The sequence below is a fragment of the Streptomyces sp. NPDC005722 genome (assembly GCF_040630935.1).
Taxonomy (GTDB): Bacteria; Actinomycetota; Actinomycetes; order Streptomycetales; family Streptomycetaceae; genus Actinacidiphila.
In genome coordinates this window covers 59,936-83,007 of record NZ_JBEXYN010000007.1, presented here as the reverse complement: position 1 = coordinate 83,007, position 23,072 = coordinate 59,936, and the positions used below count along the sequence as shown (strand labels likewise).

Here is a 23,072-nt window from a genome sequence, read left to right as displayed (position 1 = left end):
TCGGGGAAGCACCCGCAGACGCCGGTTACGGCGGGCGCGCCACCCACCAACAGTGGGCGTGGTCACCGGCCATCTGCACCCGCGGACGGCAACGAGACCGGCACCAGACGAACAACCCACCCCGCTCCGGCGCCTGAACCCCAGCCACCCACCGGGCAGCAGACTGCCGACCGGCCCCGGACCGCCACCCTCCCACCCGCAGCCCGCCGCTGTGCGCCCGCAGGGCGCGAGACGCCGGGACAGCCGAAGAACCGGCCCACCGCTGGAGGGCACGAAGGACCCGGGAGGGGCCCCGCTCAGGCGCCGGCGAGGCGGGCCAGGACGCTCCCGATCGCCGCGGGGGCGGAAACCTCCCCCGCCGCGACCGACACGACCAGGTCGTACGCCGCGTCCTGGTCGGCCGACCGCAGGTCGACCCCGTTCAGCGCCAGGAACACCGCCGCCGCCAGCCACGCCGTCCGCTTGTTGCCGTCGACCAGGGGATGGTTCGCCGCGATCGCGTGCAGCAGCGCCCCCGCTGCCGCGAAGACGTCGTCCCCGTAGGCCTCGACGCCGAACATCCGGGCCCGGGGCCGGTGCACGGCCGACGCGAGCAGCCCGGGCTCGCGCATGGCGGGCGGCTCGCCGCCGCAGGCGAGGCGGGCCAGGTCGGTGACCTCGGCAAGGGTGAGGTGGCGCACGGTCACGTCACTCCCCCAGCCTGCGCAGCAGGTCCGCGTGGGCGGCGGCGTACGCCTCCCCCGCGGCCCGGACGCGCGCGGCCTCGGCCGCCTCGTACGCCCGCACCGCCGTGCGCACGAACTCCGCGACCGGCACGCCGTGCGCGTCGGCGAGGTCGCCCAGGGACTCCCACTCGGCGTCGGTGAAGACGACGGTCAGCTCTTTCACACCGGGACGGTAACGCCCCGGCGCGTCCGCCTCACCCGGTTTTCGGGTGGAGCCGCACGGCGACGCCGACGCCGGCGAGGGCGAGGACGGCCATGGGGAGGAGGACGGCCGTGAACGCGCCCGCCGCGCCGCCGAGGGCGGCGAAGACGGTGCCCGCGGCGGCGACGAGGACGACGCTGGACAGGGCGTCGGAGACCTGGAGGGCCGCGGAGTTGGCACCGGCCTCGGAAGGGAGCGAGAGCTTGAAGAGGATGACGCTCAGGGAGGAGATGACCAGGCCCGCGCCGAGGCCGCCCACGCCCCACGCGGCGGCCGCGCTCCAGGCGGGGGCGGCGTCCAGCAGCGGCAGGGCCGCCCCGGCGATCGCGGCGGCCATGAGGAACATGCCGAGGACGACGAGGCGTTCGCGGTGGGGTTCCAGGCGGGGCCGGCCCTGGATCCAGGAGCCGATGCCCCAGGTGACGCCGCCGCCGGCCAGGGAGAGTCCGGCGAGGGTCGGGGACATGTGCCGCTGGGTGACGAGCATGAGCGGGACGAAGCTCTCGGCGCCGAGGAACGTGCCGGAGGCCACACCGCGCAGGAGCACCACGGACGGCAGCCCGCGCGCCGCTCGGAAGGTGCCGCGGGGCAGCAGCCGCAGCGCGGACGGCACGACCAGTGCGGCGCCCGCGACCGCGAAGACCACGGACAGCGGCCGCAGGTCCTGCCCGGCGTACTGGAGCAACCCGGCGCCGGCGGAGACGGCGAGCGCCAGGACCAGCCGGCGCCGGTCGGGGGCCTTGCGGTCGTCCGGGGGCCGCTGGAGGGAGGCGCGGCGCAGCGCGGGCAGGCCGGTGAGGAGCGGGAGGACGACGAGCAGGGGAATGGCGAGGAAGACCCAGCGCCAGCCGAACTGCTCGGTGACCGTGCCGGCCACGAGCGGGCCGACGATGGACGGCAGCACCCAGGACGCGGCGAAGGCGGCCATCACCGCGGGCCGCAGGCGTTCGGGGTAGGCGAGGCCGACGACGACGTACAGGGCGACGATGACGAGTCCGCCGCCGATGCCCTGCACGGCGCGGCCCAGCACGAACGGCCACATCGACTGAGCGGTGCCGGAGACGACCAGGCCGGCGGCGAAGGCGGCGATGCCCGCGACGAGCGGCGCCAGCGGGCCGCTGCGGTCGGACCACTGGCCGCTGACGACCATCGCGAAGAGCGAGGTGGTGAAGTAGCCGGAGAAGGCGAAGGCGTACAGCGGCAGCCCGTCCAGCTCGCGCGCGGCGATGGGCATGGCCGTGCCGACGGCGGTCGCCTCGAAGGCGATGAGCAGGACGACCGAGACCATCGCGAGGGTCAGCGCGCGGTAGCGGCTGCCCAGCACGGTGTCGGTGCCGGTGTCCGGCGCGGCGAGGGGCATGCCTGCATGGCCGGATACCGGCTCGGTGTCTGCGGTGGTCACCACGACAGGGTAAGGGGTCAACATGGCCATTGCCCCTGGCACCCCGGTCGGCCTTTCGGCCTAGGACCGGGAGAAAGACGGGCAGGGCAGGGAAGGCGTAGGCCATGCCGCACTACACCTCGTACGACGGAACCGAGCTCGCCTACACGGACCGGGGCGAGGGGCCCGTACTGCTCGCCCTCGCCGGCGGCCCGGGCCGGGACGCCGCCTACCTGGGCGACCTGGGCGGCCTGGACCGAGGCAGGCGCCTGGTGGTCCCGGACAGCCGGGGCACCGGGGCCAGCCCGCCGGCCGGCGACCCGCTCACCTATTCCTTCCCCCGCCTCGCCCAGGACGTGGAGGCGCTGCGCCGGCACCTCGGCCTGGAGCGCTTCGCGCTGCTGGCGCACGACGCGGCCGCCGCGACCGCGCAGGCGTACGCCGCCGCCTACCCGGAGCGGCTGACGCACCTCGTGCTCGTCACCCCCGGCTCCCGGCTGCAGGGCGCGCTGCCGGACGACGCCCGGGAGATCTTCGAGGGGCGGGTCGCCGAGCCCTGGTGGCCGGAGGCGGTCGCCGCCCTCGCCGAACTGGAGAGCGCCGACGACCTCGACCGGGTGCGCACGCTGCTGCTCCAGGTCGCGCCCATGGCGTACGGCCGCTGGGACGAGCCCCAACGCGCCCACGCGGCCGCCGAGGGTGGCCAGTTGCACCCGGTCCCCCGCGCCGGGTTCTGGCAGGGCATGGACGAGCCGGCCCGGCTCGCCGTACTGGCCCGGCTGCGCGAGGTGACCTGCCCGGTCCTGGTCCTCACCGGCGACCGCGACGCCGTCACCGGCATGCGCGCCGGCGAGGTCGTCGCGGCCTGCTTCCCGGACGCCCGGCTGCGTCCACTCCACGCCGTCGGGCACTTCCCGTGGGTGGACGAACCCGAGCTGTTCCGCCCGGTGGTGGAGGAGTTCCTGTCGGGCGCCCCCGGCGGTTCGTGAACGCGGTATGGCAGTCCTGTTGCAGGCCCCCGGGAACCGTTGACCCCCTCCCGGGGGCCGCGCCTATGGTCGGTGTACGTCACCGACGCAAGGCCGTGTGCCCGAGTGGTTCAGGGGCTCGACTGCAAATCGAGTTACGTGGGTTCGATTCCCGCCACGGCCTCCGCGCGAAGGGCCCGGTCCGCACGGACCGGGCCCTTCGTCGTCAGTGGCGGTGGGTCAGCCCTGGGGGCGGGCCACCGCGTGCTGGGGGCGGATGGGAAGGCGGCTGACCGGGCGGCCGGTGGCGGCGCGGACGGCGGAGGCGACGGCGGCCGGGGAGACGACGACGGGGGCCGCGCTGGCGGCCTTGGCGCCGAAGGGGGCGAGCACGTCGCGTTCCTCGATGAGCCGGACCACGCGGATCGCGGGCGCGTCGAGCGCCGTGGGCAGCGAATAGCCGGTCAGGTTGGGCCGCTTGATGACGCCGCGGGGCGCGCGGAGGTCCTCCATCAGGGCCATGCCGACGCCCTGGGTGACCCCGGCCTCGATGCGGGCGTGCAGTTGCGCGGGGTTGAGGATCCGGCCGACGTCCTGGGCGACGGCCATCTCCACGACCCGGACCGCGCCGAGTTCGATGTCGACGTCCACGACCGCGCGCACGGCGCAGAAGGCCAGGCCCACGAAGGCGTCGCCCTGGCCGGTGTCGTCGAGCTTCTCGGTGGGGTGCGGACGGCACTGGGCGGTGGCCCACAGCTCCTTGCCGGCCAGCTCCTCCTCGACGGTGGTGGAGAGCACCCCGTCGTACGAGGTGATCTTGCCGTCGGCGATCGAGAGCAGCTCCGCCGACATGCCGAACTTCCCGGCGAGCGGCTGCAGCAGCTGGGTGCGGACCATCTTGGCGGCGCGTTCGACGGCCCCGCCGGAGACCCAGGTGTGCCGGCCGCGGGCGGCGGCGCCGGCCGGGGGCTGGTCGGTGTCGGAGGGCAGCACGCGGACGTCCTCGACGCCGAGGACCTCCTGCACGATCTGCCGGGCGAGGGTGGCGAAGCCCTGGCCGGTGTCGACGGCCGCGCAGATGACGGTGGCGGCGCCGTCGTGGACGCGCACCGTGGCGGTGGAGACCTCGTCGGTGCCCTCGGCCCCGAGCATGTGCACCATGCCCAGCGCGTAGCCCACGCCGCGGCGTACCGCGCCCGGCTCGCCCGCGCCCTCCAGGCCGCCGGGGAGCAGCCACTCGGACTCGTCGTCGTCGACGGGCAGCGGGGGCAGGTCGGTGTCGCGCACGGCCTTGAGCAGTTCACCGACCGGCGCCGGGCAGGTGACCGTCTGGCCGGTGGGCAGCAGGTCGCCGGTGGCGATCACGTTGCGCATGCGGATCTCGGCCGGGTCCAGGCCGAGTTTGGCGGCGAGCTTGTCCATCTGGCCCTCGTAGGCCGCGCAGACCTGCATCGCGCCCTCGCCCCGGACGTGGCCGGAGGGCGGGTTGTTGGTGCGCACCGCCCAACCCTCGACGAAGACGTGCGGGACGACGTAGGGCCCCGCGGCGAAGGCGACGGCCGCGGCCAGCGCGTCGGCGGAGGTGTCGGCGTACGCGCCGGCGTCCAGCAGCACCTGGGCCTCGACCTTGACCAGCCGGCCCTCGGCGTCCGCGTGGTGGCGGTAGCGCAGCAGCGTCGGGTGGCGGTGGTTGTGGCTGAGGAAGGACTCCTCGCGGGTGGCCACGAACTTCACGGGGCAGCCGGTCTTCAGCGCGAGCAGCCCGAGGGGGATCTGCACCCCGGAGTCCTCGCGGTCGCCCATCGCGCCGGGCACGCCGGTGACGACGACCTTGACCCGGTCCTGTTCCAGCCCGAAGCAGGCGGCGGCCAGGTCGCGGTCGGTGTGCGGGTCGGTGGAGGCGACGTAGAGCTCGACGCCGCCGTCGGGGCGGGGCACGGCGAGGCCGGCCTCGGCGCCGACCGGGGCCGGGTCCTGGCGGCCCACCCGGTACAGGCCCTCGACGATGACCTCGCCGACCGCGTCCGGGTCGCCGAACTGCAGCGGGATGTGCCGGATCAGGTTGCCGTCGGGGTGCAGCGGGGCCGCCGCGAAGGCCCGTTCCGGGTCGATGACGGGCTCCAGCACCTCGTACTCGACGTGGATGGCGGCGGCGGCGAGCCGGGCGGTGTCGGGGTGGTCGGCGGCCACGGCGGCGATGGCCTCGCCGTGGTGCCGGACGGTGTCCTTGGCGAAGACCGGACGGTCGGCCACGCGGCGCCCGTGCATGACGTCGCCCGGGACGTCCTCGTGCGTCACCACGGCCCGCACGCCGGGCAGCGCGGCGGCCTCGGTCGTGTCGACCGACAGGATGCGGGCGTGCGGGTGCGGGGAGCGCAGCACGGCCGCCCACAGCAGGCCCTCGGCCCACAGGTCGGCGGCGTACGGATAGGTGCCCTGGGCCTTGGCGAAGGCGTCGGTGGCGGGCAGGGAGGCGCCGATGCCGTGCGGCGCGGACTGCTGCTCGGCGGCGCCGGTCGCGACCGTCGCGGGAGTGCCCACGGCCGGGGTGGCCGTCGCGGCGTCGGGGCCCGTCATCGCGCGTACCTTTCGCTGCCGCGAGGGGGGAGGTGGTGCCGGTTCGGGAGGTTCGGGGTGCTCACGCCGGGCCTCCGGAGGAGGGGCGCGGGTGCGGGACGCGGATGCCGTCGGTGGGGTCGCCTGCGGTGTCGTCCGCGGCGGCCTCGGCGGTCTCCTCGCGCTCGGCCACGACCTGGCGGACGGCCTCCAGGACGCCCTGGTAGCCGGAGCAGCGGCAGAGGTTGCCGCTGATGGCCTGCCGGGTCTCCAGCTCGGTCGGGCTGTGGTTGCCCTCGAGCAGGTCGTGCACGGTCATCGCCATGCCGGGGATGCAGAAACCGCACTGCACGGCCCCGCACTCGGCGAGCGCACGCTGTACGTCCGAGGGGCCGCCGTCGGCGGACAGCCCCTCGACGGTGCGGATGTCGCTGCCCGCGGCGGTCGCCGCGGGCACCAGGCAGGAGGCGACGAGCCGGCCGTCGACCTTGATCGAACACGCGCCGCACTCGCCCTGCTCGCAGCCGTCCTTGGCGCCGGCGAGGCCGAGGCGCTCGCGCAGCACGTACAGCAGGGACTCGCCGAGCCAGGCGTCCGTGACGGGCCGGTCGGTGCCGTTGACGTTGAGGACGTAGGAGTCGACCGGGTGCTCGCTGTGCGCGTCCGCGCCGGGCCCTTCACCGGTCTCCCCGGCCGCCTCCTCGGGGGCCGGCGGCTCCTGCTCCGCGGGGTCCGCGCCGTGGTCCTGGGCGAGGTCGGCGCCGAAGTCCTGGGCGAGGTCCGCGCCGTGGTCCTGGGCAGGGTCCGCGCCGTGGTCCTGCGCCAGGTCGGCGCCGTGGTCCTGGGCGTGGTCCGGCGCGGGCGGGAAGCGGTACTCGCCGGACTCCTCGGCGACGCCGTCCGGGGCGAGCGGCAGCTTCCACTGGCCGGTGGCGTCCGCGGGCAGCGACCAGCCGCCGTCGGCCGGCCCCGCGTGCGGCACCGGGGGTGCCTGCGGGGCGGCGGGGGCGTGCCAGGACTGCGCCGGGTCGGGGGCGGGGGTGGGCACGAAGGCGCCCACCGAGTACTCGCCGGAGTCGTCGGCGGTGGCGTCCTCGCGCACCACGGGGATCGCCCACGTGGTCGCCGCGTCCTCGGCTGACGGGACGGCGGGCGCCTCGACGTGGGCGGGCGGCATCGGCAGGGAGGGCGGCTCGGGCGCGTAGCCGTGGCCCGGGGCGGCGAGCGGGTCGGCGCCCGGCTCGGTCATGGACAACTGCGCCGCGAAGGAGACGTGCATGGTCTGGTCGGGGTCGTACTCGCCGTGGGGCAGGGGCTCCCACACCCCGTGTCCCGGGGTGAATCCCCCGCCGTGCGGCACGGGGGGCCCCTCGTGCGGCTGGTCGGTCATGCGCCCGTCCGGTGTCCTGTCGTCGTACACGTCGTCACTCATGCCAGTGCCCTCCCCAGCGCGCGGCGGGCCAGTGCGGCCACCGTACGCCGCAGCTGGACGGCTGCGGGGGGCAGTTCGGGGGCCGTGGTCCCGTCCGCGGCCGGCAGCGGGTCGGGGATGCAGGCGGCGGCGACGTACTCGCCGAAGGCCGTCAGGGCCTCCGGTGCCAGCGTGCGCTCGCCGTCCCAGTCGATCAGCCCGGCGACCCAGCGTTCGGCCTCGAGCGGCCGCAGCGGCACCGGTGCGACAGCTCCCACCGCGCAGCGTACGCCCCGGCGCGCGGGATCGAGCACGACGGCCAGGGACGCGATCGCGCGGCCGGGCCCGGTGCGGCCGGTGGCCTTGAGGAAGGTCTGCGGCGCGTGCAGCAACGGGACCCGCACATAAGCCAGGACCTCGCCCGGCCGCAGCGGGTCCATGCCGGTGAGCAGGTGGCTGACCGGCAGCTCGCGGTTGCCGTCCGGGCCGGCGACGAGGACGGACGCCTCCAGGGCGGCCAGCACGGGCAGCGAGTCGCCGGTCGGGGCGGCGCTCGCGATGTTGCCGCCGAGCGTGCCCGCGTTGCGGATCTGCGGGGGCCCGGCGGCGCGGGCGGCCGCGGCCAGGGCGGGGATGAGCGCGGCGAAGTCCGGGCGGCCCATGCGGGCGTGGGTGAGGCCGGCGCCGAGCAGCGCCGCACCGTCCGCGTACTGCCAGCCGCGGATCTCGCTGATCCGCCCGAGACCGACCAGCCCCGAGGGACGCAGCAGCCCGGAGTTCACGGCCGCCATGAGGTCGGTGCCTCCGGCGACGGGCACGGCGGTGGGCGCGGCGGCCAATGCCGCCACGGCCTCGTCGAGCGAGGTCGGCAACGCCACATTGCGCGCTGCCTGCCGTGCGTACGTGCTCACGCAGCTGCCCCTTCCCCGGCTGTCCGCGGTGCGGTAGCCGTACGGTACGTGCTGACAGCCCGGACGTGGCAACTCTGGCACATCTTCCGGGGTGATCAACGCGAGGGTCGCAAAGGAGAGCCCGCCTTCCGGATGGACCTACGTCCGGTTTGCGTCTTTCTCCAGGTTGCGATGGGAATGGCCTCCTTCACGCGCCTTGCCGTGATTGGCCACACCACCCTGCCATCTCCCGCCTCGCCCGGCCCCGGGTTGTGGCATGCCTCACACGATCGGGGGCGGCCCCTCGATCGGGCGTCCGATGACGCCCGGACGCCGCTGCCACGGCCGCGGACCGCCCGGCGGCCGGTATTCGACCCCCAGTGCGTCAAGTCGCCCGTAGTGGGTGGTCATTCGGGCCGCGAAGCCCTCGTGGTCGCGGGCCGCGGGCGCGGGCAGCCGGCTCCAGACCGTCTCGGCGAAGGCGGCGAGCCGCGGGAAGGCCATGTAGTCCACCGCGCGGACCGAATCCATCGTCTCCGTCCAGATGTTGGCCTGCGCGCCGATGACGTGGGCGGCCTCCTCGGCGGTGAGGTCGTCCGGGACGGGCTCGAAGCGGTAGACGTCCTCCAGGGTGCGCACGTGCGCGATCGGCACCGGCTCGTCCTCGCCGTCCGACTGCCGCCAGTCCAGGTAGACCTGGCTCTCCGGGCACATCACGACGTCGTGCCCCGCCCGGGCCGCCGCGACGCCGCCCGCGTACCCGCGCCAGGAGGAGACGGCGGCGCCCTCGGCCAGTCCGCCCTCCAGGATCTCGTCCCAGCCGATCAGCCGGCGGCCGCGTGCGGCCAGCCAGGCGTCGAAGTGCCGGACGAACCAGCTCTGCAACTCGTCCTCGTCGCGCAGCCCCAGCTCCTTGATCCGGGCCTGGACGGTGGCCGAGGCGCGCCACTGGTCCTTGGGGCACTCGTCGCCGCCGATGTGGACGAACTCCGAGGGGAAGACCTCCAGGACCTCGGCGAGGACCTCCTCGTAGAAGCGCACGGTGGCCTCGGTGGGCGCCAGCACGTTGGGGTTGATGCCCCAGCCGGTCAGCACGGGCAGGGCGCCGGTGTCGACCACGTCCGCGTTGCCGAGTTCCGGGTAGGCGGCGATGGCGGCCTGCGAGTGGCCGGGGACGTCGATCTCGGGCACGACGGTGACGTGCCGTTCCGCCGCGTACGCCACGATCTCGCGGAGGTCGTCCTGGGTGTAGTAACCACCGTGCGGGCGCTCGTCCCACAGCGGGGACTCGCGCAGTCCGACCTTCGTGCGGGTGCGCCAGGCGCCGACCTCGGTCAGGCGCGGGTGGCGGCGGATCTCCACCCGCCAGCCCTGGTCGTCGGTCAGGTGCAGGTGGAGGACGTTCAGTTTGTGCGCGGCCAGCAGGTCGACGTAGCGCAGGACGACGTCCTTGGGCATGAAGTGCCGTGCCACGTCCAGCAGTACGCCGCGCCAGCCGAAGCGCGGGGCGTCCTCGACGGAGCAGTGCGGCAGCCGCCAGGCGCTTCCCGGCAGCGGCGCGCGCCGGAAGGCGTCGGCGCCGAGCAACTGCCGTACGGTCTGGGCGCCCCAGAACACCCCCGCCGCTCCCCCGCCTTCGATGAGCACGCCGTCCGCGGCGGACACCGTCACGCGGTGGCCCTCCGCGCCGAGGCGCCCGGTCACCCGCGGGTCCACGCGGAGCGTGATCGTGCCGGGCGTGCCCGCGGGCGGCGGGGGCAGCCGGAGCCCGGTGGCGGCGCCGACGGTGGCACGCAGCCAGTGCGCGGTCCCCTCGGTGCCGGGACCGGCGTCCAGGGTGGTGCCGGCGCCCAGGTCCACATGACCGCCGTCGCCGTGCCGGTGCGCCTCGACGGGCGCCGGGATGAGGTCCATGGCGCCCATCCTGCCGCGCCCGCGGCAACTGGAATAGACCAATCGCCGCATCTTTCCGGCCGGTGTCCGGCCGGAGTCCCGCCCTCAGCCGGCCCTCAGCCGGCCGCCCGGCGCGCCCTGTTCAGCGCGAGGACGGGGATCAGCATGCCGGCGACGCACCACAGGACGTACGCCACGGTCACCGCGGACCACAGCGCCGTGGAGGTCGCGCCCGCCACCGAGAGGGCCACGACGGTGCCGATGAGGGCGACGACGGCGGTCAGTTGGAGCACGGCGTGCCGGCCGGGCAGGAAGTGTCGCTGCAGGAAGGCGTCGCCGTACCACCAGCGCACCGCGCGGGCGGCGGCGAGCAGCACCACGACCGCGCCCGCCGCGACGCCCAGGACGGCCGGAAGCGGCCACGGCGTCCCGTCGGCGGCGGAGGCGGCCGCCAGACCGGTGGCGGCGAACGGCAGCACGGGCAGGAGCGCCCCGGCGGTCAGGGCGGCGGCCCGGGCGCGGGCCGGGTCCCCGTGCAGCTCGGCCCTCGCCAGGGCGCGTACGGCCTGCAGACGCCCCCGGCCGGTGCTGCCGGAGCGGCGGGCCTGCAGCAGCCACAGCGCGCCCGCCAGGGCCGCCAGGGCGGCCGTCCCGCCCGCCAGCACCCACGGGTCGGCGAACAGCACCAGCGCGGCCACCAGCAGCGCCGGCACGAACCGCGGCCACCGGCGCCCTCCCGCCACGTCGGAGGGTGCGGCGCCGAGCTCCAGGGCCCGTGCGACGGCCGTACGGCGCTCGGCCCGGGCGGCCGGGCGGAGCGAGAGGTCCAGCGCCCGTGCGAGCGCGACGTGCGCCTCGGCCTCGCGGGGTGCGATCAGGACCGCCCGCCGGGCGGCGGCGACCGCCTCGGGACGGCGGGAGAGCATCCGGCAGGAGTCGGCGACCAGCACCTGCGCGCGCCACTCGCGGGGATCGGCGGCGACGACCCGCCGCCCGAGCCCGAGGGCCGCGTGCGCGTCACCGAGCATCAGCAGGACGAGCCCGGCCAGCAGCGGCGGATCGGGGTCGCCGGGCTCCGCGTGGGCCAGCGCCCAGTCGACGGCTTCCCGGGCCCGGTCGGCCCGCTGCTCGTACGCGAAGACCCTGGCCCGTACGAGGTAGCCGAAACTGCCGTTGCGGGCGACGAAGGCGTCGTCGACGAGCGAGTGCGCCATCTCGAAGCGCCCCCGCTCGCACAGCCCGAAGACCCGGTCCGCCGTGACGGCGTCGTCCTGCGCCATGTCCCCCCGAACGCGCGGGGTACGGCCGCGGTGCCGCGGCCGTACCCGCCGGGTGCCGTGGCGGCCGCTACTTGCCGCCCTTGTCCTTGTCCCCGCCACCGGTGGGCATGGATTCGAAGATCTCCTTGCACATCGGGCAGACCGGGTACTTCTTGGGGTCCCGGCCGGGCACCCAGACCTTCCCGCACAGCGCGACCACCGGAGACCCGGAGAGCGCGCTCTCCATGATCTTGTCCTTCTGGACGTAGTGCGCGAAGCGCTCGTGGTCGCCATCGCCGTTCGACACCTGCGGGGTCGGTTCGACGAGGGTGCCGGTGCCCGCCCCGCGCTCGGGCTCGAGAGTGCTCATGGCACGCAAGCCTAATTCAGAGACGGATCGTCCGGATACGTCGCGACCATCGCGAGTTCGCTGCGCTGCCTGCGCAGCACGGAGCGCCACAGCTGTTCCGGGTCCGGGGAGAAGACGTCCCCCGGTTCGGACTCCACGACGTACCAGGCACCCTCGACGAGCTCGTCCTCCAGTTGGCCGGGCCCCCATCCGGCGTAGCCGGCGAAGATGCGCAGGGAGCCCAGCTCGGCCGCCAGGAGCTCCGGCGGCGCCTCCAGGTCCACCAGGCCGATGGCGCCGAACACCCGGCGCCAGCCGAGCGGCTCCGCGTCCTCGCCGTTGCGCGGCTCACCGGGCACCACGGCCAGGCCGAGGGCCGAGTCCAGGGAGACGGGCCCGCCCTGGAAGACGACCTGCGGCGCGCCCGCAAGACCGGCCCAGGACTCCAGGACGTCGCCGACCCCGACGGGCGTCGGACGGTTGAGGACGACGCCGAGCGACCCCTCCTCGTCGTGGTCGAGGAGGAGCACCACCGCCCGGTCGAAGTTCGGGTCCGCGAGCGCGGGCGTCGCGACGAGCAGTCTGCCGGTGAGCGATGACACTTCGGTCATGGTCAACATAATCCCGCATTCCGCCGCCGCGCGGGGTGGCAACGACCCCCTTTCCCGGCCCGGGGGCCGCGCCCGGGCCGCGGGGGCGGCCACCCTCCGGAACCGGGCGGGCGCACAGGGTGCTGTAGCGAAGCCATTACATGAGTGGGACCTCACAGGCCTCTTCCGGGCGCCGGAAGGCCGATTACCATTTCTCCTTGGTGCCTGCGGGGACCGAGCTTCATTTCTGCCCGTCTCCAGGAACGCGAGAGCTATGACCGGCCTCAAGGACGTACTGCTTGTTCACGGTGGCACCCCCCTCGAGGGGGAGATCCACGTCCGCGGCGCGAAGAACCTCGTGCCCAAGGCGATGGTGGCCGCGCTGCTGGGAGGCGAACCCAGCCGGCTGCGCAACGTGCCCGACATCCGTGACGTGCGCGTGGTGCGGGGCCTGCTGCAGTTGCACGGCGTGACGGTGCAGACCGGTGACGAGCCCGGGGAACTGGTGCTCGACCCGTCCAAGGTGGAGAGCGCGAACGTCGCGGACATCGACGCGCACGCGGGCTCCTCACGGATCCCGATCCTGTTCTGCGGCCCGCTGCTGCACCGCCTCGGCCACGCCTTCATCCCGGGCCTGGGCGGCTGCGACATCGGCGGCAGGCCGATCGACTTCCACTTCGACGTGCTGCGCAAGTTCGGCGCGGTCATCGAGAAGCGCCCCGAGGGCCAGTACCTGGAGGCCCCGCAGCGGCTGCGCGGCTGCAAGATCGAGCTCCCGTACCCGTCGGTCGGCGCGACCGAGCAGGTGCTGCTGACGGCCGTCCTGGCCGAGGGCGTCACCGAGCTGAGCAACGCCGCGATCGAGCCGGAGATCGAGGACCTCATCTGCGTCCTGCAGAAGATGGGCGCCATCATCACGATGGGCACCAACCGCACCATCCACATCACCGGCGTGGACAAGCTCGGCGGCTACAACCACCGCGCCCTCCCGGACCGCCTGGAGGCCGCCTCGTGGGCCTGCGCGGCCCTGGCCACCGAGGGCAACGTCTACGTCCGCGGCGCCAGCCAGCGCGAGATGATGACCTTCCTCAACGTCTTCCGCAAGGTCGGCGGCGCGTTCGAGGTCGACGACGACGGCATCCGCTTCTGGCACCCCGGCGGCCCGCTCAACGCCATCGCCCTGGAGACGGACGTCCACCCCGGTTTCCAGACCGACTGGCAGCAGCCCCTGGTCGTGGCCCTCACGCAGGCCTCGGGCCTGTCCATCGTCCACGAGACGGTCTACGAGTCCCGGCTGGGCTTCACCTCGGCGCTCAACCAGATGGGTGCCCACATCCAGCTCTACCGCGAGTGCCTGGGCGGCACCCCCTGCCGCTTCGGCCAGCGCAACTTCCTCCATTCGGCGGTCGTCAGCGGCCCGACCCGGCTGCAGGGCGCCGACCTGGTCATCCCGGACCTGCGCGGCGGCTTCTCGTACCTGATCGCGGCCCTGGCCGCGCAGGGCACCTCGCGGGTGCACGGCATCGACCTGATCAACCGCGGCTACGAGAACTTCATGCAGAAGCTGGAGAAGCTCGGCGCCAAGGTCGAGCTGCCCGGCACGGACTGACCGTCCCCCGCCGCACGGCACACGAAAGGGCGGCCTCCCCGCGGGGAGGCCGCCCTTTCACATGTCGCGTCGATCGCGGAATTACTTGCCCTTGGCGGCTTCCTTGAGCTTCGAGCCCGCGGAGACCTTCACGCTGTAGCCGGCCGGGATCTGGATCGGGTCACCGGTCTGCGGGTTGCGCGCGGTGCGCGCGGCACGGTGGCTGCGCTCGAAGGTGAGGAAGCCGGGGATGGTGACCTTCTCGTCGCCCTTGGCGACGATCTCGCCAACGACCTCGGCGAACGCGGCCAGAACGGCGTCGGCGTCCTTGCGGGTCACCTCGGCGCGCTCGGACAGCGCGGCCACCAGCTCACTGCGGTTCATCTAAGTACTCCTTGCATGGAAACCCCCAACGTCGACCGTCGGGGAAGACGCATTGTGAAGACGCTCATCGCGCTTCTGCGGTGCGGCCCTCACCGCCCAGGTACGCATCCTGCCCCTATTTCTGGGGGAAACGCCAATCCGGCACCCGGGAGAGTCACACAAAAAGCGGGTCGTGTACGGCCCGATGACGCTCCGTCGTCACGACGTCGCCGTGAGACCCTGCGCCTTCGCCGCCTCGCGGACGGCGCCGGCGACGGCGCCCGCGACCTTGTCGTTGAAGACGCTCGGGATGATGTAGTTCGGGTTGAGTTCGTCCTCCGTGACGACGTCCGCGAGGGCGGTGGCCGCCGCGAGCATCATCTCGGTGTTGACCGTACGGCTCTGGGCGTCCAGCAGGCCGCGGAAGACGCCCGGGAAGACCAGCACGTTGTTGATCTGGTTCGGGAAGTCGCTGCGGCCCGTGGCGACCACCGCGGCGGTCTCCCGGGCGACCGCCGGGTCCACCTCGGGGTCGGGGTTGGCCAGCGCGAAGACGATGGCGCCGTCGGCCATGGCCGCGACGTCCTCGCCGTCCAGGACGTTGGGGGCGGAGACGCCGATGAAGACGTCCGCTCCGCGCACCGCCTCCTTCAGGGTCCCGGTGATCTCCTCCGGGTTGGTGTTGTCGGCGATCCAGCGCAGTGCCGACCCGGGACCGGCCGCGACCAGGTCCTCGCGGCCGCTGTGCACGACACCGTGGATGTCGGCCACGACCGCGTGCTTGACGCCCGCCGCGAGCAGCAGCTTGAGGATGGCCGTGCCGGCCGCGCCCGCGCCCGACATGACGACCTTGACGTCACCGACCTGCTTGCCGACCACGCGCAGCGCGTTGGTCAGCGCCGCGAGCACCACGATGGCCGTACCGTGCTGGTCGTCGTGGAAGACCGGGATGTCCAGGGCCTCGCGCAGCCGGGCCTCGATCTCGAAGCAGCGGGGCGCCGAGATGTCCTCCAGGTTGATGCCGGCGAAGCCGGGGGCGATCGCCTTGACGATCTCCACGATCGCGTCGGTGTCCTGGGTGTCCAGGCAGATCGGCCAGGCGTCGATGCCCGCGAAGCGCTTGAAGAGCGCCGCCTTGCCCTCCATGACCGGCAGCGCGGCCTTCGGCCCGATGTTGCCGAGGCCCAGCACGGCCGAGCCGTCGGTGACCACCGCGACGCTGTTGCGCTTGATGGTCAGCCGGCGGGCGTCCTCGGGGTTCTTGGCGATCGCCATGCAGACCCGCGCCACACCGGGGGTGTAGACCATGGAGAGGTCGTCACGGTTGCGGATGGGGTGCTTCGACGCCATCTCGATCTTGCCGCCGAGGTGCATCAGGAACGTACGGTCGGAGACCTTGCCGATCGCGACGCCCTCGATCTGCGCCAACTTGGCGACGATCTCGTCCGCGTGCGCGGTCGAGGTGGCCGCGATGGTCACGTCGATCCGCAGCTTCTCGTGGCCGGAAGCGGTCACGTCCAGGCCGTGGACCGCGCCACCGGAGGCCTCCACGGCCGTGGTGAGCTGGCTGACCGCGGATCCGCTCGCGGGCACCTCCAGCCGCACCGTGATTGAGTACGAGACGCTCGGCGCCGTTGCCATGGCCGCTGTTCCTCCGCTGTCGCTGCTACGTGCGCCCTCGATGCTGCCACCTACTGGTGGGTACGCGTAAACCCGGGGGGCCTACGACAAACTGTCGAGCAGCGATGGGTGTCAACGGAAGCTTGTGTGCTTAATGTTCCCCCAGCCGCCACCGGAACGGCGCACACGGACGGAATGACAATCTCGGATCCTTTGTTAACCTGGGTGAGGCACCGGCTCGATCCAAGCCCCCGGGCCCAACCTTAGGCGCTTCGAGCGCCCACTTGCCGCGAGGCGAGCATGGCGGGTCGGTGTCACATGCGTCCGGCGGGGCGCCCCCTCTCGAGGGGGCGCCCCGTCGTCGTTCCCGGTGACGGTCAGTCGCGCAGCAGGTCGGGGACGCCGGCGGCGTCCGGCAGGTCGCGCCCGCTCGAGAGCACCGTCAGCCGCTGGGTGGCCCGGGTCAGCGCCACGTACAGCACCCGCAGCCCCGCCGGGGACTCGTCCGCGATCTCCGCCGGCGAGACGACCAGCGTCGCGTCGTACTCCAGGCCCTTGGCCTCCAGGCTGCCCAGCGCCACGACGCGCTCGCCCAGCCCCGCCAGCCAGCGCCGGGCCTCCTCGCGGCGGCCCATGGCGACGACCACGCCCACCGTGCCCTCGACCTCGCCCAGCAGCCGTTCCGCCTCCGCGCGCACCGACTCGCCGGGACCCCCGTCGGCGGCCACCACGAACCGGGGCACCAGCCCCGTGGAGCGCACCGCGCGCGGCGCCTCGCTGCCCGGCATGGCCAGCGCCAGCACCTTCGCCGCCAGGTCCGCGATCTCGGCCGGGTTGCGGTAGTTCACGGTGAGCGTGAAACGGCGGCGCGGACGGTTGCCCAGGGCCTCGTCACGGGCCAAGGCCGCCTCGTCCGGGTCGGTCCACGAACTCTGCGCGGGGTCGCCGACCACCGTCCAGGTCGCGGCACGGCCCCGGCGGCCCACCATCCGCCACTGCATCGGGGTGAGGTCCTGCGCCTCGTCGACGATGACGTGCGCGTACTCGGTGCGCTCGGCGTCCAGCCGGTCCTGCCGGCTGCGGCGGCCGCCCGCCATCCGGTCGGCGAAGGTGGTGACCTCCTCCAGACCGGTCAGCTGGTCCAGCGGGTCCGCCTCACGGCTGCGCACCTTCGGCGGCGGGCCCAGCAGGGCCTCCAGCTCGTCGAGCATCGCCACGTCGTGCACGGACAGCGCCCCGTTGCCCGCCGCGTCCAGCCGGCGCAGCGAGCGCGCCACCCGGCGTACCTCGGGCGGTGTCAGGACCCGCCGCGCCCAGCGCCCCAGCCGCTTCTCGTCGGAGAGCGCCGCCAGCACCCCGCGCGGGGTCAGCACCGGCCACCAGGCGGCCAGGAAGTCCACGAAGTCCTGCTCGGTGGAGACGTCCTCGTCGAAGCCCTGCCGCTCCTCGGCGGCGAGCTCGGGGTCGTCGAAGCGGCGTCCCGCCTTGCGCCACAGCGCGTCCAGCAGCAGACGACGGGCCCGCGGCCGCAGCAGGTTCACCGGGGTCGTGCCGCCGAGCACGGCGTGCCGGATCGCCGACAGCTCCTCGGCCTCCAGTTCCAGCCGCCGCCCGAACGCCACCACCCGCAGCCGGTCCGGGCAGCGCCCCGCCCCGGTCCCGTACTCCAGCACCCCGCGGGCGGCCTTGCGCAGCACCCTCAGCATCCGCAGCGAGCCCTTGATCCGGGCGACCGCCGGATCGTCGTACGTGGTCGCCTCGGCGCCGTCCACCAGCGAGCCCACGGCGCGGATCGCGACCTGGCCCTCCTCGCCCAGCGAGGGCAGCACGCCCTCGGTGTACGCCACCAGCAGCGGCGTCGGGCTGACCACCAGGATCCCGCCCGCGTACCGGCGCCGGTCCTGGTAGAGCAGGTACGCCGCCCGGTGCAGGGCCACCGCCGTCTTCCCGGTGCCGGGCCCGCCCGTCACCTCGGTGACGGAGGCCGCGGGGGCCCGGATCACCACGTCCTGCTCGGCCTGGATGCTGGAGACGATGTCCCGCATCGTGTGGCTGCGCGCCTGGCCCAGCGCGGCCATCAGCGCGCCGTCGCCCACCACGGGCAGCCCCGTCGTCAGCTCCGGGCGCAGCAGGTCGTCCTCGACGCCCAGCACCTTGCGGCCCTTGGAGCGGATGACGCGCCGCCGCACGACCCGGCCGGGCGCCACCGGGGTCGCCCGGTAGAACGGCGCCGCCGCGGGGGCCCGCCAGTCGATCACCAGCGGCGCGTAGTCCGCGTCCAGCACGCCGAGCCGGCCGATGTGCAGGGTCTCGGCCACCTCCGCCGTGCCGTCGGGCCGGATCGCGTCGTCCGCGGGCTCCACGGAGGTGAACGCACCGTCCGGGCCCTTCTTGCCGTCCTCGCCCCGCAGCAGGTCGATCCGGCCGAAGAGGAAGTCCTCGAACTCCGAGTTCAGCCGGTTCAGGTGCAGCCCCGCCCGGAACACCTGGGCGTCGCGCTCCGCGAGCGCGCCCGGCGTGCCGACCTGACCGCGCTTGACGGCGTCGTCCATGAGGAACTCCGCCTCGTGGATCTTCTCCTCGAGCCGGTCGTACACCCGGTCCAGATGCGTCTGCTCGACTGCGATCTCCGTGTCCCGGACCGCTGCCACGCAGGACCCCCTTCTTGTTCTTCCGTACGTCACGCGCCGTGCGCGCCGCCCCGGCGAACGGGGCAGCCTGTCACCGTACGCCAACCAGGCGTTTGCCGCCCACTCGGCGACCGCCTCCGGGCACGGCTCCGCGGCCGCGGTCCCGGCGTGGGGGCGGGGCTGTGCGCCGGGTTCCGGCTGTCCCGCCGTCTCGCGCCCTTCGGGCGCACAGCGGCGGGCTGCGGCGGGGAGGGTGAGGGTCCGGGGCTTGTCGGCAGTGTGCGGGTGGGTGCGTGACGGGGGTTCAGGCGCCGGAGCGGGTCGCCTTTCCGGCGGTGTCGGTCTCGTTGCCGTCAGCGGGTATAGATGGCCGGTTGCCACGCCTACTCCAGGCGGTGGGCGCGCCCGCCGTAACCGTCTGCGGATATTTCGGGGTGCTGCCCGGGCGGTCGGCGGGAGATCGGGCCCGCTTTCGACGGTATGGACGTCGAAACAGAGCCCGATCTTTGAGCCGGGCGAGATCGGGCCCGCTTTCAGCGGAATAGTCGTCGGAACAGAGCCCGATGTCGGATCGGGGAAGCACCCGCAGACGCCGGTTACGGCGGGCGCGCCACCCACGAACAGTGGGCGTGGTCACCGGCCATCTGCACCCGCGGACGGCAACGAGACCGGCACCAGACGAACAACCCACCCCGCTCCGGCGCCTGAACCCCAGCCACCCACCGGGCAGCAGACTGCCGACCGGCCCCGGCCCGCCACCCTCCCACCCGCAGCCAGCATCTTTGCGCCCGCAGGGCGCGAGACGAACCCGCACCCACCCGACCCGCCCGCGCCCGGAACGTCACCCCGCAGCGGGGCCGTACTTCTCGTCCGCGGCCGGATCCAGGGCCAGCCGATAACCCCGCTTGACCACCGTCTGGATGAGTTTCGGCGCCCCGAGCGCCGCCCGGAGCCGCGCCATCGCCGTCTCGACCGCGTGCTCGTCGCGCCCCGCCCCCGGCAGCACCCGGAGCAGGTCGGCCCGGGAGACCACCCACCCGGGACGCCGGGCGAGGGCCCTGAGCAGGGCCATCCCCGCCGGGGGGACGGCGCGCAGCTCCCCGTCGACAAGGGCCGCGTGGCCGCGGATCTCCAGGCGCCGGCCGGCCACGGGCAGGGGACGCGCCCGCCCCGGGAGCTCCGCGGCGAGCAGCTGGACGAGCGGCCCGAGGCGGAAGCGTTCGGGCTGGGCGGTCGGGACGTCGTGGGCCTCCAGGGGCAGCGCCGTGACGGGTCCCACGCAGGCCGGGAGGACGTCGTGGCGCAGGGCGTCGAGCAGCTCGCCGCGCAGGCCCCGGCGTTCGGCCCGGTCCAGCAGGGAGGCCGCCGCCGGGGCGCTGGTGAACGTGACCGCGTCCAGCCCGCGCGAGACGGCCGCGTCGATGAGCCGGTCGACCGGGCCGAGGTCCTCCGGCGGCATCCAGCGGTAGACGGGGACGCCGACGACCTCCGCGCCGGCCGCGCGCAGCGCCTCCATGAAGCCGGGCACCGGCTCCCCGTGCAGCTGGACGACGACGCGCCGGCCGGCGACGCCCTCGTCCAGCAGCCGGTCCAGGACCTCCGCCATCGACTCGGACGCCGGTGACCAGGACTCCCTGAGCCCGGCCGCGCGGACCGCACCGCGCACCTTGGGGCCGCGGGCGAGCAGTTCGACGTGGCGCAGCCGTTCCAGCAGGGTCTCGCCGAGGCCCCAGCCGTCGGCCGCCTCGATCCAGCCGCGGAAGCCGATCGCCGTGGTGGCGACCACGACGTCGGGCCCGCGGTCGAGCAGCCGCTTGGTCGCCGCCAGCAGTTCGGTGTCGTCGGGCAGCGGGACGATCCGCAGCGCGGGGGCCCGCATGACGACGGCTCCGCGCCGCTCGAGGAGGGCGCAGAGTTCGTCGGCGCGGCGGGCCGCGGTGACGCCGACCGTGAAGCCCGCCAGGGGGAGGACGTCTGCGTGTCGCACTTGCATGGCTCTTGCCTCGCTCCGCCGGAGGTACACGTGCAACGGAGGCCCGGGACCGTCCCGGGTCCCGGAGTCGTGCGCCCCGTTCCGCGCATGCTGCCAAGCCCCGGTGACGTTCCGGGTTCACCGGTATTTCCCCGTTGTTACACGGTTCGCCCGGGCTACACCTGCGCGTAGGACAGACGCTGCTCCGGTTCCGCCCCGGCGGCCGGGGCGGGGGCCGGGGCGGGCCTGCGCAGGTATACGGCCCAGGTGACCGCGAAACAGACCGCGTACACGGCCAGGAAGGTGACGAAGGCCGGGGTGCCGGTGCCCCGGCTGAGGAAGGACTGCCGGAAGGCGAGGTTGATGCCGAGGCCGCCGAGCGCGCCGACGGCGCCGATCAGGCCCATCGCGGCGCCGGACAGCCGGCGGGCCCAGGAGGCCGCGGACTCGCCGGTCAGGCCCATGGCGGCGGCCTTGGCGGCGTAGATGCCCGGGATCATCTTGTACGTCGAGCCGTTGCCGAGGCCGGTCAGCAGGAACAGGGCGACGAAGGCGACGGAGAACAGCACCAGGGACCTCTGGGCCGAGGCGAGGACGATCACGGCGGTGGCGGCCGCCATCGCCAGGAAGTTCCACAGGGTGATCCGGGCGCCGCCGTAGGCGTCGGCGAGCCGTCCGCCGACCGGGCGGAACAGCGAGCCGAGCAGCGGGCCGACGAAGGTGACGGCGGCGGCCTGCAGCGGGGTGCGGTCGAACTGGCTCTGCAGGACGAGCCCGAAGGCGAAGCTGTAGCCGATGAAGGAGCCGAAGGTGCCGACGTAGAGCAGGGACATGATCCAGGTGTGGCCGTCCTTCACCGCCAGGGCGGCCGCCCCGGTGTCGTTCCGTACGGGCGCCAGGTTGTCCATGAACAGGGCCGCGAGCGTGGCGGCGACCACGACGAGCGGGATGTAGACGGCAAGCAGCAGCCGCGGATGGCCGGCGCCCGCCGTGCCGATGACGAGCAGGCCGACCAACTGGACGACGGGCACGCCGATGTTGCCGCCGCCGGCGTTGATGCCGAGCGCCCAGCCCTTCCGCCGCAGCGGGAAGAAGGAGTTGATGTTGGTCATGGAGGAGGCGAAGTTGCCACCGCCGACCCCGGTCAGCGCGGCGACGGCGAGGAAGGTGCCGTAGGAGGTGCCGGGCTCCATGACGACCGCGGCGGCGGTCGTCGGCAGCAGCAGCATGAGCGCGCTGACGACGGTCCAGTTGCGGCCGCCGAAGCGCGCGACGGCGAAGGTGTACGGGACGCGGACCACCGAGCCGACCGCCGTGGCCGTCGCGACCAGGAAGAACTTCCCGGCGGGGTCGATGCCGTACTCCGGGCCCATGAAGAGCACCATGACCGACCACAGCGTCCAGACCGAGAAGCCCACGTGCTCGGACAGCACGGAGAAGAGCAGGTTCCGGTGCGCGACCCGGCGGCCGCCGGCCTCCCAGGACGCCTCGTCCTCCGGGTCCCACCGCTCGATCCAGCGGCCGCCCTTGCGTGCTGTGGTGCTCGCGGCAGTCATGACGCCTCCAGGCCCTGATGTCGCTCGTCGGGTGATGCCCACGACGGTAGGAACGGCGCGTTTCCGCCTGATGGCCCGAGGTGACCGCCACGCAACCTTGCTCTCACCCGGTGCGCGGGTGCCCTGTGAGCGCCGGGGGCGCCATGACGCGGGCGTCCGGCTCCGGCAGCCACGCGCCGTCCGGCGGGGTGAGCCAGTCGCCCTCGCCGGCGAGCCGGCGCGCGGCGGAGAGCAGGGCGTCCAGCCCCGGGTGGCGCAACCCGCGGCGCCACACCACGGAGACCGGCGCGAGCGGTACGGGGCCGGTGAGGGGGCGCAGGACGAAGCCGGGCAGGTCGATGAACTCGGTGCTGGCCAGGACGGGCCAGCGGTGCTTGCGCACGAGGCGGACGAACTCCTCCGGGCCGTCGATGGCGGGGAAGGGCGCGGCCACGGAGATGCCGCGGCCCCGGAAGAGGCGGTGGGCGAGGTCCGTCCACTCGGCGGTGTCCGGGTTGCCGGCGGCGGCGTAGAGGGACTCCCCGGCGAGGCGGTCGAGCGGCACCTCGGCGAGCGGGGCCAGCCGGTGGCCGCCGGGGAGCAGGACGGCCATCCGCTCGTAGCGGACCGGCCGGTGCTCCAGCCGGTCCAGCACCTCGGGGGCCAGGCCCGCCGCGCGGCCGAAGGAGACGTCAAGGCGGCCGGCGAGGATCTCCGCGGCGGCGCCGGTGAGCCCGCTGTGGAAGCGCGCGGTCAGTTCGAGCTCGGGCGCGTCGGCCCGCGCGGCGGTCAGCACCCGGTGGCCGGTGCCCACGGGCGCGCCGGTGTCGACGAGCAGCGGGCGGCCGGCGGGTGCGAAGGCGGCGGCCAGTTCGTCGTGGGCGGCGAGCACGCGCCGGGCGTACGGCAGCAGCGTCTCCCCCTCGGTGGTCAGCCGCACCGAGCGGGTCGTACGCACGAACAACTCGGCGCGCAGTTCGCGCTCCAGGCGCCGGACGTCCCGGCTCAGCGCCTGCTGCGCGACGTGGAGGCGGGCGGCGGCCTGGGTGAAGTGCAGTTCCTCCGCGACGGCGGTGAAGGCCCTCAGCAGGCGCGGGTCGATGGCGTACGGCATCCGCCCATTGAACACGCCGGCCATTC

18 protein-coding genes and 1 tRNA gene are annotated in these 23,072 nt (G+C 74.3%); 3 read left to right on the top strand and 16 right to left on the bottom strand.

The window, feature by feature from the left end; translation table 11 throughout:
* Positions 1-296: 296 nt before the first annotated feature.
* Genes ABZ479_RS11290 through ABZ479_RS11280 form a run of 3 tightly spaced genes read right to left on the bottom strand, consistent with a single transcriptional unit; the run spans position 297 to position 2,353 of the window.
* On the bottom strand, positions 297-686 hold the full coding sequence (locus tag ABZ479_RS11290) for a type II toxin-antitoxin system death-on-curing family toxin (protein WP_500461365.1): 390 nt from the start codon (positions 684-686) through the stop codon (positions 297-299).
* Position 687: 1 nt separating this feature from the next.
* Positions 688-888 carry a hypothetical protein gene (locus ABZ479_RS11285; RefSeq protein ID WP_499609591.1) on the bottom strand — a complete coding sequence of 67 codons (201 nt, stop codon included), beginning with the start codon at positions 886-888 and terminating at the stop codon, positions 688-690.
* A 31-nt stretch (positions 889-919) separates the two neighbouring features.
* Positions 920-2,353, bottom strand: a complete 1,434-nt coding sequence (locus ABZ479_RS11280) for an MFS transporter (protein WP_500461364.1) — start codon at positions 2,351-2,353, stop codon at positions 920-922.
* A gap of 80 nt (positions 2,354-2,433) precedes the next feature.
* Here ABZ479_RS11280 and ABZ479_RS11275 point away from each other — a divergent pair, with 80 nt between their 5' ends.
* Together ABZ479_RS11275 and ABZ479_RS11270 are read left to right on the top strand one after the other, a co-directional pair.
* The gene (locus ABZ479_RS11275) at positions 2,434-3,297 is read left to right on the top strand and encodes an alpha/beta fold hydrolase (RefSeq protein ID WP_500461362.1); all 864 of its coding nucleotides are present in this window, start codon (positions 2,434-2,436) and stop codon (positions 3,295-3,297) included.
* A gap of 91 nt (positions 3,298-3,388) precedes the next feature.
* Positions 3,389-3,460 (top strand) — tRNA-Cys (locus ABZ479_RS11270).
* Positions 3,461-3,516: 56 nt separating this feature from the next.
* Here the strand turns inward: ABZ479_RS11270 and ABZ479_RS11265 are convergent.
* The 7 genes from ABZ479_RS11265 to ABZ479_RS11235 all read right to left on the bottom strand — a co-directional run bounded on the left by ABZ479_RS11265 (position 3,517) and on the right by ABZ479_RS11235 (position 12,245).
* Positions 3,517-5,853 carry a xanthine dehydrogenase family protein molybdopterin-binding subunit gene (locus ABZ479_RS11265; RefSeq protein ID WP_500461361.1) on the bottom strand — a complete coding sequence of 779 codons (2,337 nt, stop codon included), beginning with the start codon at positions 5,851-5,853 and terminating at the stop codon, positions 3,517-3,519.
* Between the two features lie 61 nt (positions 5,854-5,914).
* Positions 5,915-7,264: a (2Fe-2S)-binding protein gene (locus ABZ479_RS11260; RefSeq protein WP_500461359.1), complete on the bottom strand. Its 1,350-nt coding sequence runs from the start codon at positions 7,262-7,264 to the stop codon at positions 5,915-5,917.
* Complete coding sequence (locus tag ABZ479_RS11255; protein ID WP_499609604.1) at positions 7,261-8,154, bottom strand: FAD binding domain-containing protein; 894 nt, start codon at positions 8,152-8,154, stop codon at positions 7,261-7,263. Before ABZ479_RS11255 ends, ABZ479_RS11260 begins: the two co-directional genes overlap by 4 nt.
* A gap of 261 nt (positions 8,155-8,415) precedes the next feature.
* Positions 8,416-10,047 carry a beta-N-acetylhexosaminidase gene (locus ABZ479_RS11250; RefSeq protein ID WP_500461357.1) on the bottom strand — a complete coding sequence of 544 codons (1,632 nt, stop codon included), beginning with the start codon at positions 10,045-10,047 and terminating at the stop codon, positions 8,416-8,418.
* 95 nt (positions 10,048-10,142) lie between these two features.
* Positions 10,143-11,306, bottom strand: coding sequence for a hypothetical protein (locus ABZ479_RS11245; RefSeq protein WP_500461355.1), 1,164 nt, complete (start codon positions 11,304-11,306; stop codon positions 10,143-10,145).
* A 67-nt stretch (positions 11,307-11,373) separates the two neighbouring features.
* Positions 11,374-11,655 carry a DUF3039 domain-containing protein gene (locus tag ABZ479_RS11240; protein WP_500461353.1) on the bottom strand — a complete coding sequence of 94 codons (282 nt, stop codon included), beginning with the start codon at positions 11,653-11,655 and terminating at the stop codon, positions 11,374-11,376.
* A gap of 11 nt (positions 11,656-11,666) precedes the next feature.
* Positions 11,667-12,245 (bottom strand): YqgE/AlgH family protein, encoded by a 579-nt coding sequence (locus ABZ479_RS11235; RefSeq protein WP_499609611.1) that lies wholly within the window; start codon positions 12,243-12,245, stop codon positions 11,667-11,669.
* Positions 12,246-12,498: 253 nt separating this feature from the next.
* Between ABZ479_RS11235 and murA the strand changes: the two genes are divergently transcribed.
* A complete protein-coding gene (murA, locus tag ABZ479_RS11230; RefSeq protein ID WP_500461352.1) occupies positions 12,499-13,833 on the top strand; it encodes a UDP-N-acetylglucosamine 1-carboxyvinyltransferase in 1,335 nt (444 codons plus the stop codon).
* Positions 13,834-13,914: 81 nt separating this feature from the next.
* On the opposite strand, the gene ABZ479_RS11225 is transcribed toward murA, so the two are convergent.
* The 6 genes from ABZ479_RS11225 to ABZ479_RS11200 all read right to left on the bottom strand — a co-directional run bounded on the left by ABZ479_RS11225 (position 13,915) and on the right by ABZ479_RS11200 (position 23,046).
* Positions 13,915-14,196 carry an HU family DNA-binding protein gene (locus ABZ479_RS11225; protein WP_018564081.1) on the bottom strand — a complete coding sequence of 94 codons (282 nt, stop codon included), beginning with the start codon at positions 14,194-14,196 and terminating at the stop codon, positions 13,915-13,917.
* 198 nt (positions 14,197-14,394) lie between these two features.
* A complete protein-coding gene (locus tag ABZ479_RS11220) occupies positions 14,395-15,816 on the bottom strand; it encodes an NAD-dependent malic enzyme (RefSeq protein WP_089225789.1) in 1,422 nt (473 codons plus the stop codon).
* A 356-nt stretch (positions 15,817-16,172) separates the two neighbouring features.
* On the bottom strand, positions 16,173-18,446 hold the full coding sequence (locus tag ABZ479_RS11215; protein WP_500461351.1) for a HelD family protein: 2,274 nt from the start codon (positions 18,444-18,446) through the stop codon (positions 16,173-16,175).
* Positions 18,447-19,266: 820 nt separating this feature from the next.
* The gene (locus tag ABZ479_RS11210) at positions 19,267-20,412 is read right to left on the bottom strand and encodes a uroporphyrinogen-III synthase (RefSeq protein ID WP_500461349.1); all 1,146 of its coding nucleotides are present in this window, start codon (positions 20,410-20,412) and stop codon (positions 19,267-19,269) included.
* A gap of 161 nt (positions 20,413-20,573) precedes the next feature.
* A complete protein-coding gene (locus tag ABZ479_RS11205) occupies positions 20,574-21,953 on the bottom strand; it encodes a nitrate/nitrite transporter (RefSeq protein ID WP_500461348.1) in 1,380 nt (459 codons plus the stop codon).
* A gap of 103 nt (positions 21,954-22,056) precedes the next feature.
* Complete coding sequence (locus ABZ479_RS11200) at positions 22,057-23,046, bottom strand: LysR family transcriptional regulator (RefSeq protein ID WP_500461347.1); 990 nt, start codon at positions 23,044-23,046, stop codon at positions 22,057-22,059.
* Positions 23,047-23,072: the final 26 nt, after the last annotated feature.

Coding starts and splice junctions, on each gene's coding strand:
- ABZ479_RS11280 (WP_500461364.1), bottom strand. CDS start 2,353: ATGTTGACCCCTTACCCTGTCGTGGTGACCACCGCAGACACCGAGCCG.
- ABZ479_RS11275 (WP_500461362.1), top strand. CDS start 2,434: ATGCCGCACTACACCTCGTACGACGGAACCGAGCTCGCCTACACGGAC.
- ABZ479_RS11265 (WP_500461361.1), bottom strand. CDS start 5,853: ATGACGGGCCCCGACGCCGCGACGGCCACCCCGGCCGTGGGCACTCCC.
- ABZ479_RS11260 (WP_500461359.1), bottom strand. CDS start 7,264: ATGAGTGACGACGTGTACGACGACAGGACACCGGACGGGCGCATGACC.
- ABZ479_RS11250 (WP_500461357.1), bottom strand. CDS start 10,047: ATGGACCTCATCCCGGCGCCCGTCGAGGCGCACCGGCACGGCGACGGC.
- ABZ479_RS11245 (WP_500461355.1), bottom strand. CDS start 11,306: ATGGCGCAGGACGACGCCGTCACGGCGGACCGGGTCTTCGGGCTGTGC.
- ABZ479_RS11240 (WP_500461353.1), bottom strand. CDS start 11,655: ATGAGCACTCTCGAGCCCGAGCGCGGGGCGGGCACCGGCACCCTCGTC.
- ABZ479_RS11235 (WP_499609611.1), bottom strand. CDS start 12,245: ATGACCGAAGTGTCATCGCTCACCGGCAGACTGCTCGTCGCGACGCCC.
- murA (WP_500461352.1), top strand. CDS start 12,499: ATGACCGGCCTCAAGGACGTACTGCTTGTTCACGGTGGCACCCCCCTC.
- ABZ479_RS11225 (WP_018564081.1), bottom strand. CDS start 14,196: ATGAACCGCAGTGAGCTGGTGGCCGCGCTGTCCGAGCGCGCCGAGGTG.
- ABZ479_RS11220 (WP_089225789.1), bottom strand. CDS start 15,816: ATGGCAACGGCGCCGAGCGTCTCGTACTCAATCACGGTGCGGCTGGAG.
- ABZ479_RS11205 (WP_500461348.1), bottom strand. CDS start 21,953: ATGACTGCCGCGAGCACCACAGCACGCAAGGGCGGCCGCTGGATCGAG.
- ABZ479_RS11200 (WP_500461347.1), bottom strand. CDS start 23,046: ATGCCGTACGCCATCGACCCGCGCCTGCTGAGGGCCTTCACCGCCGTC.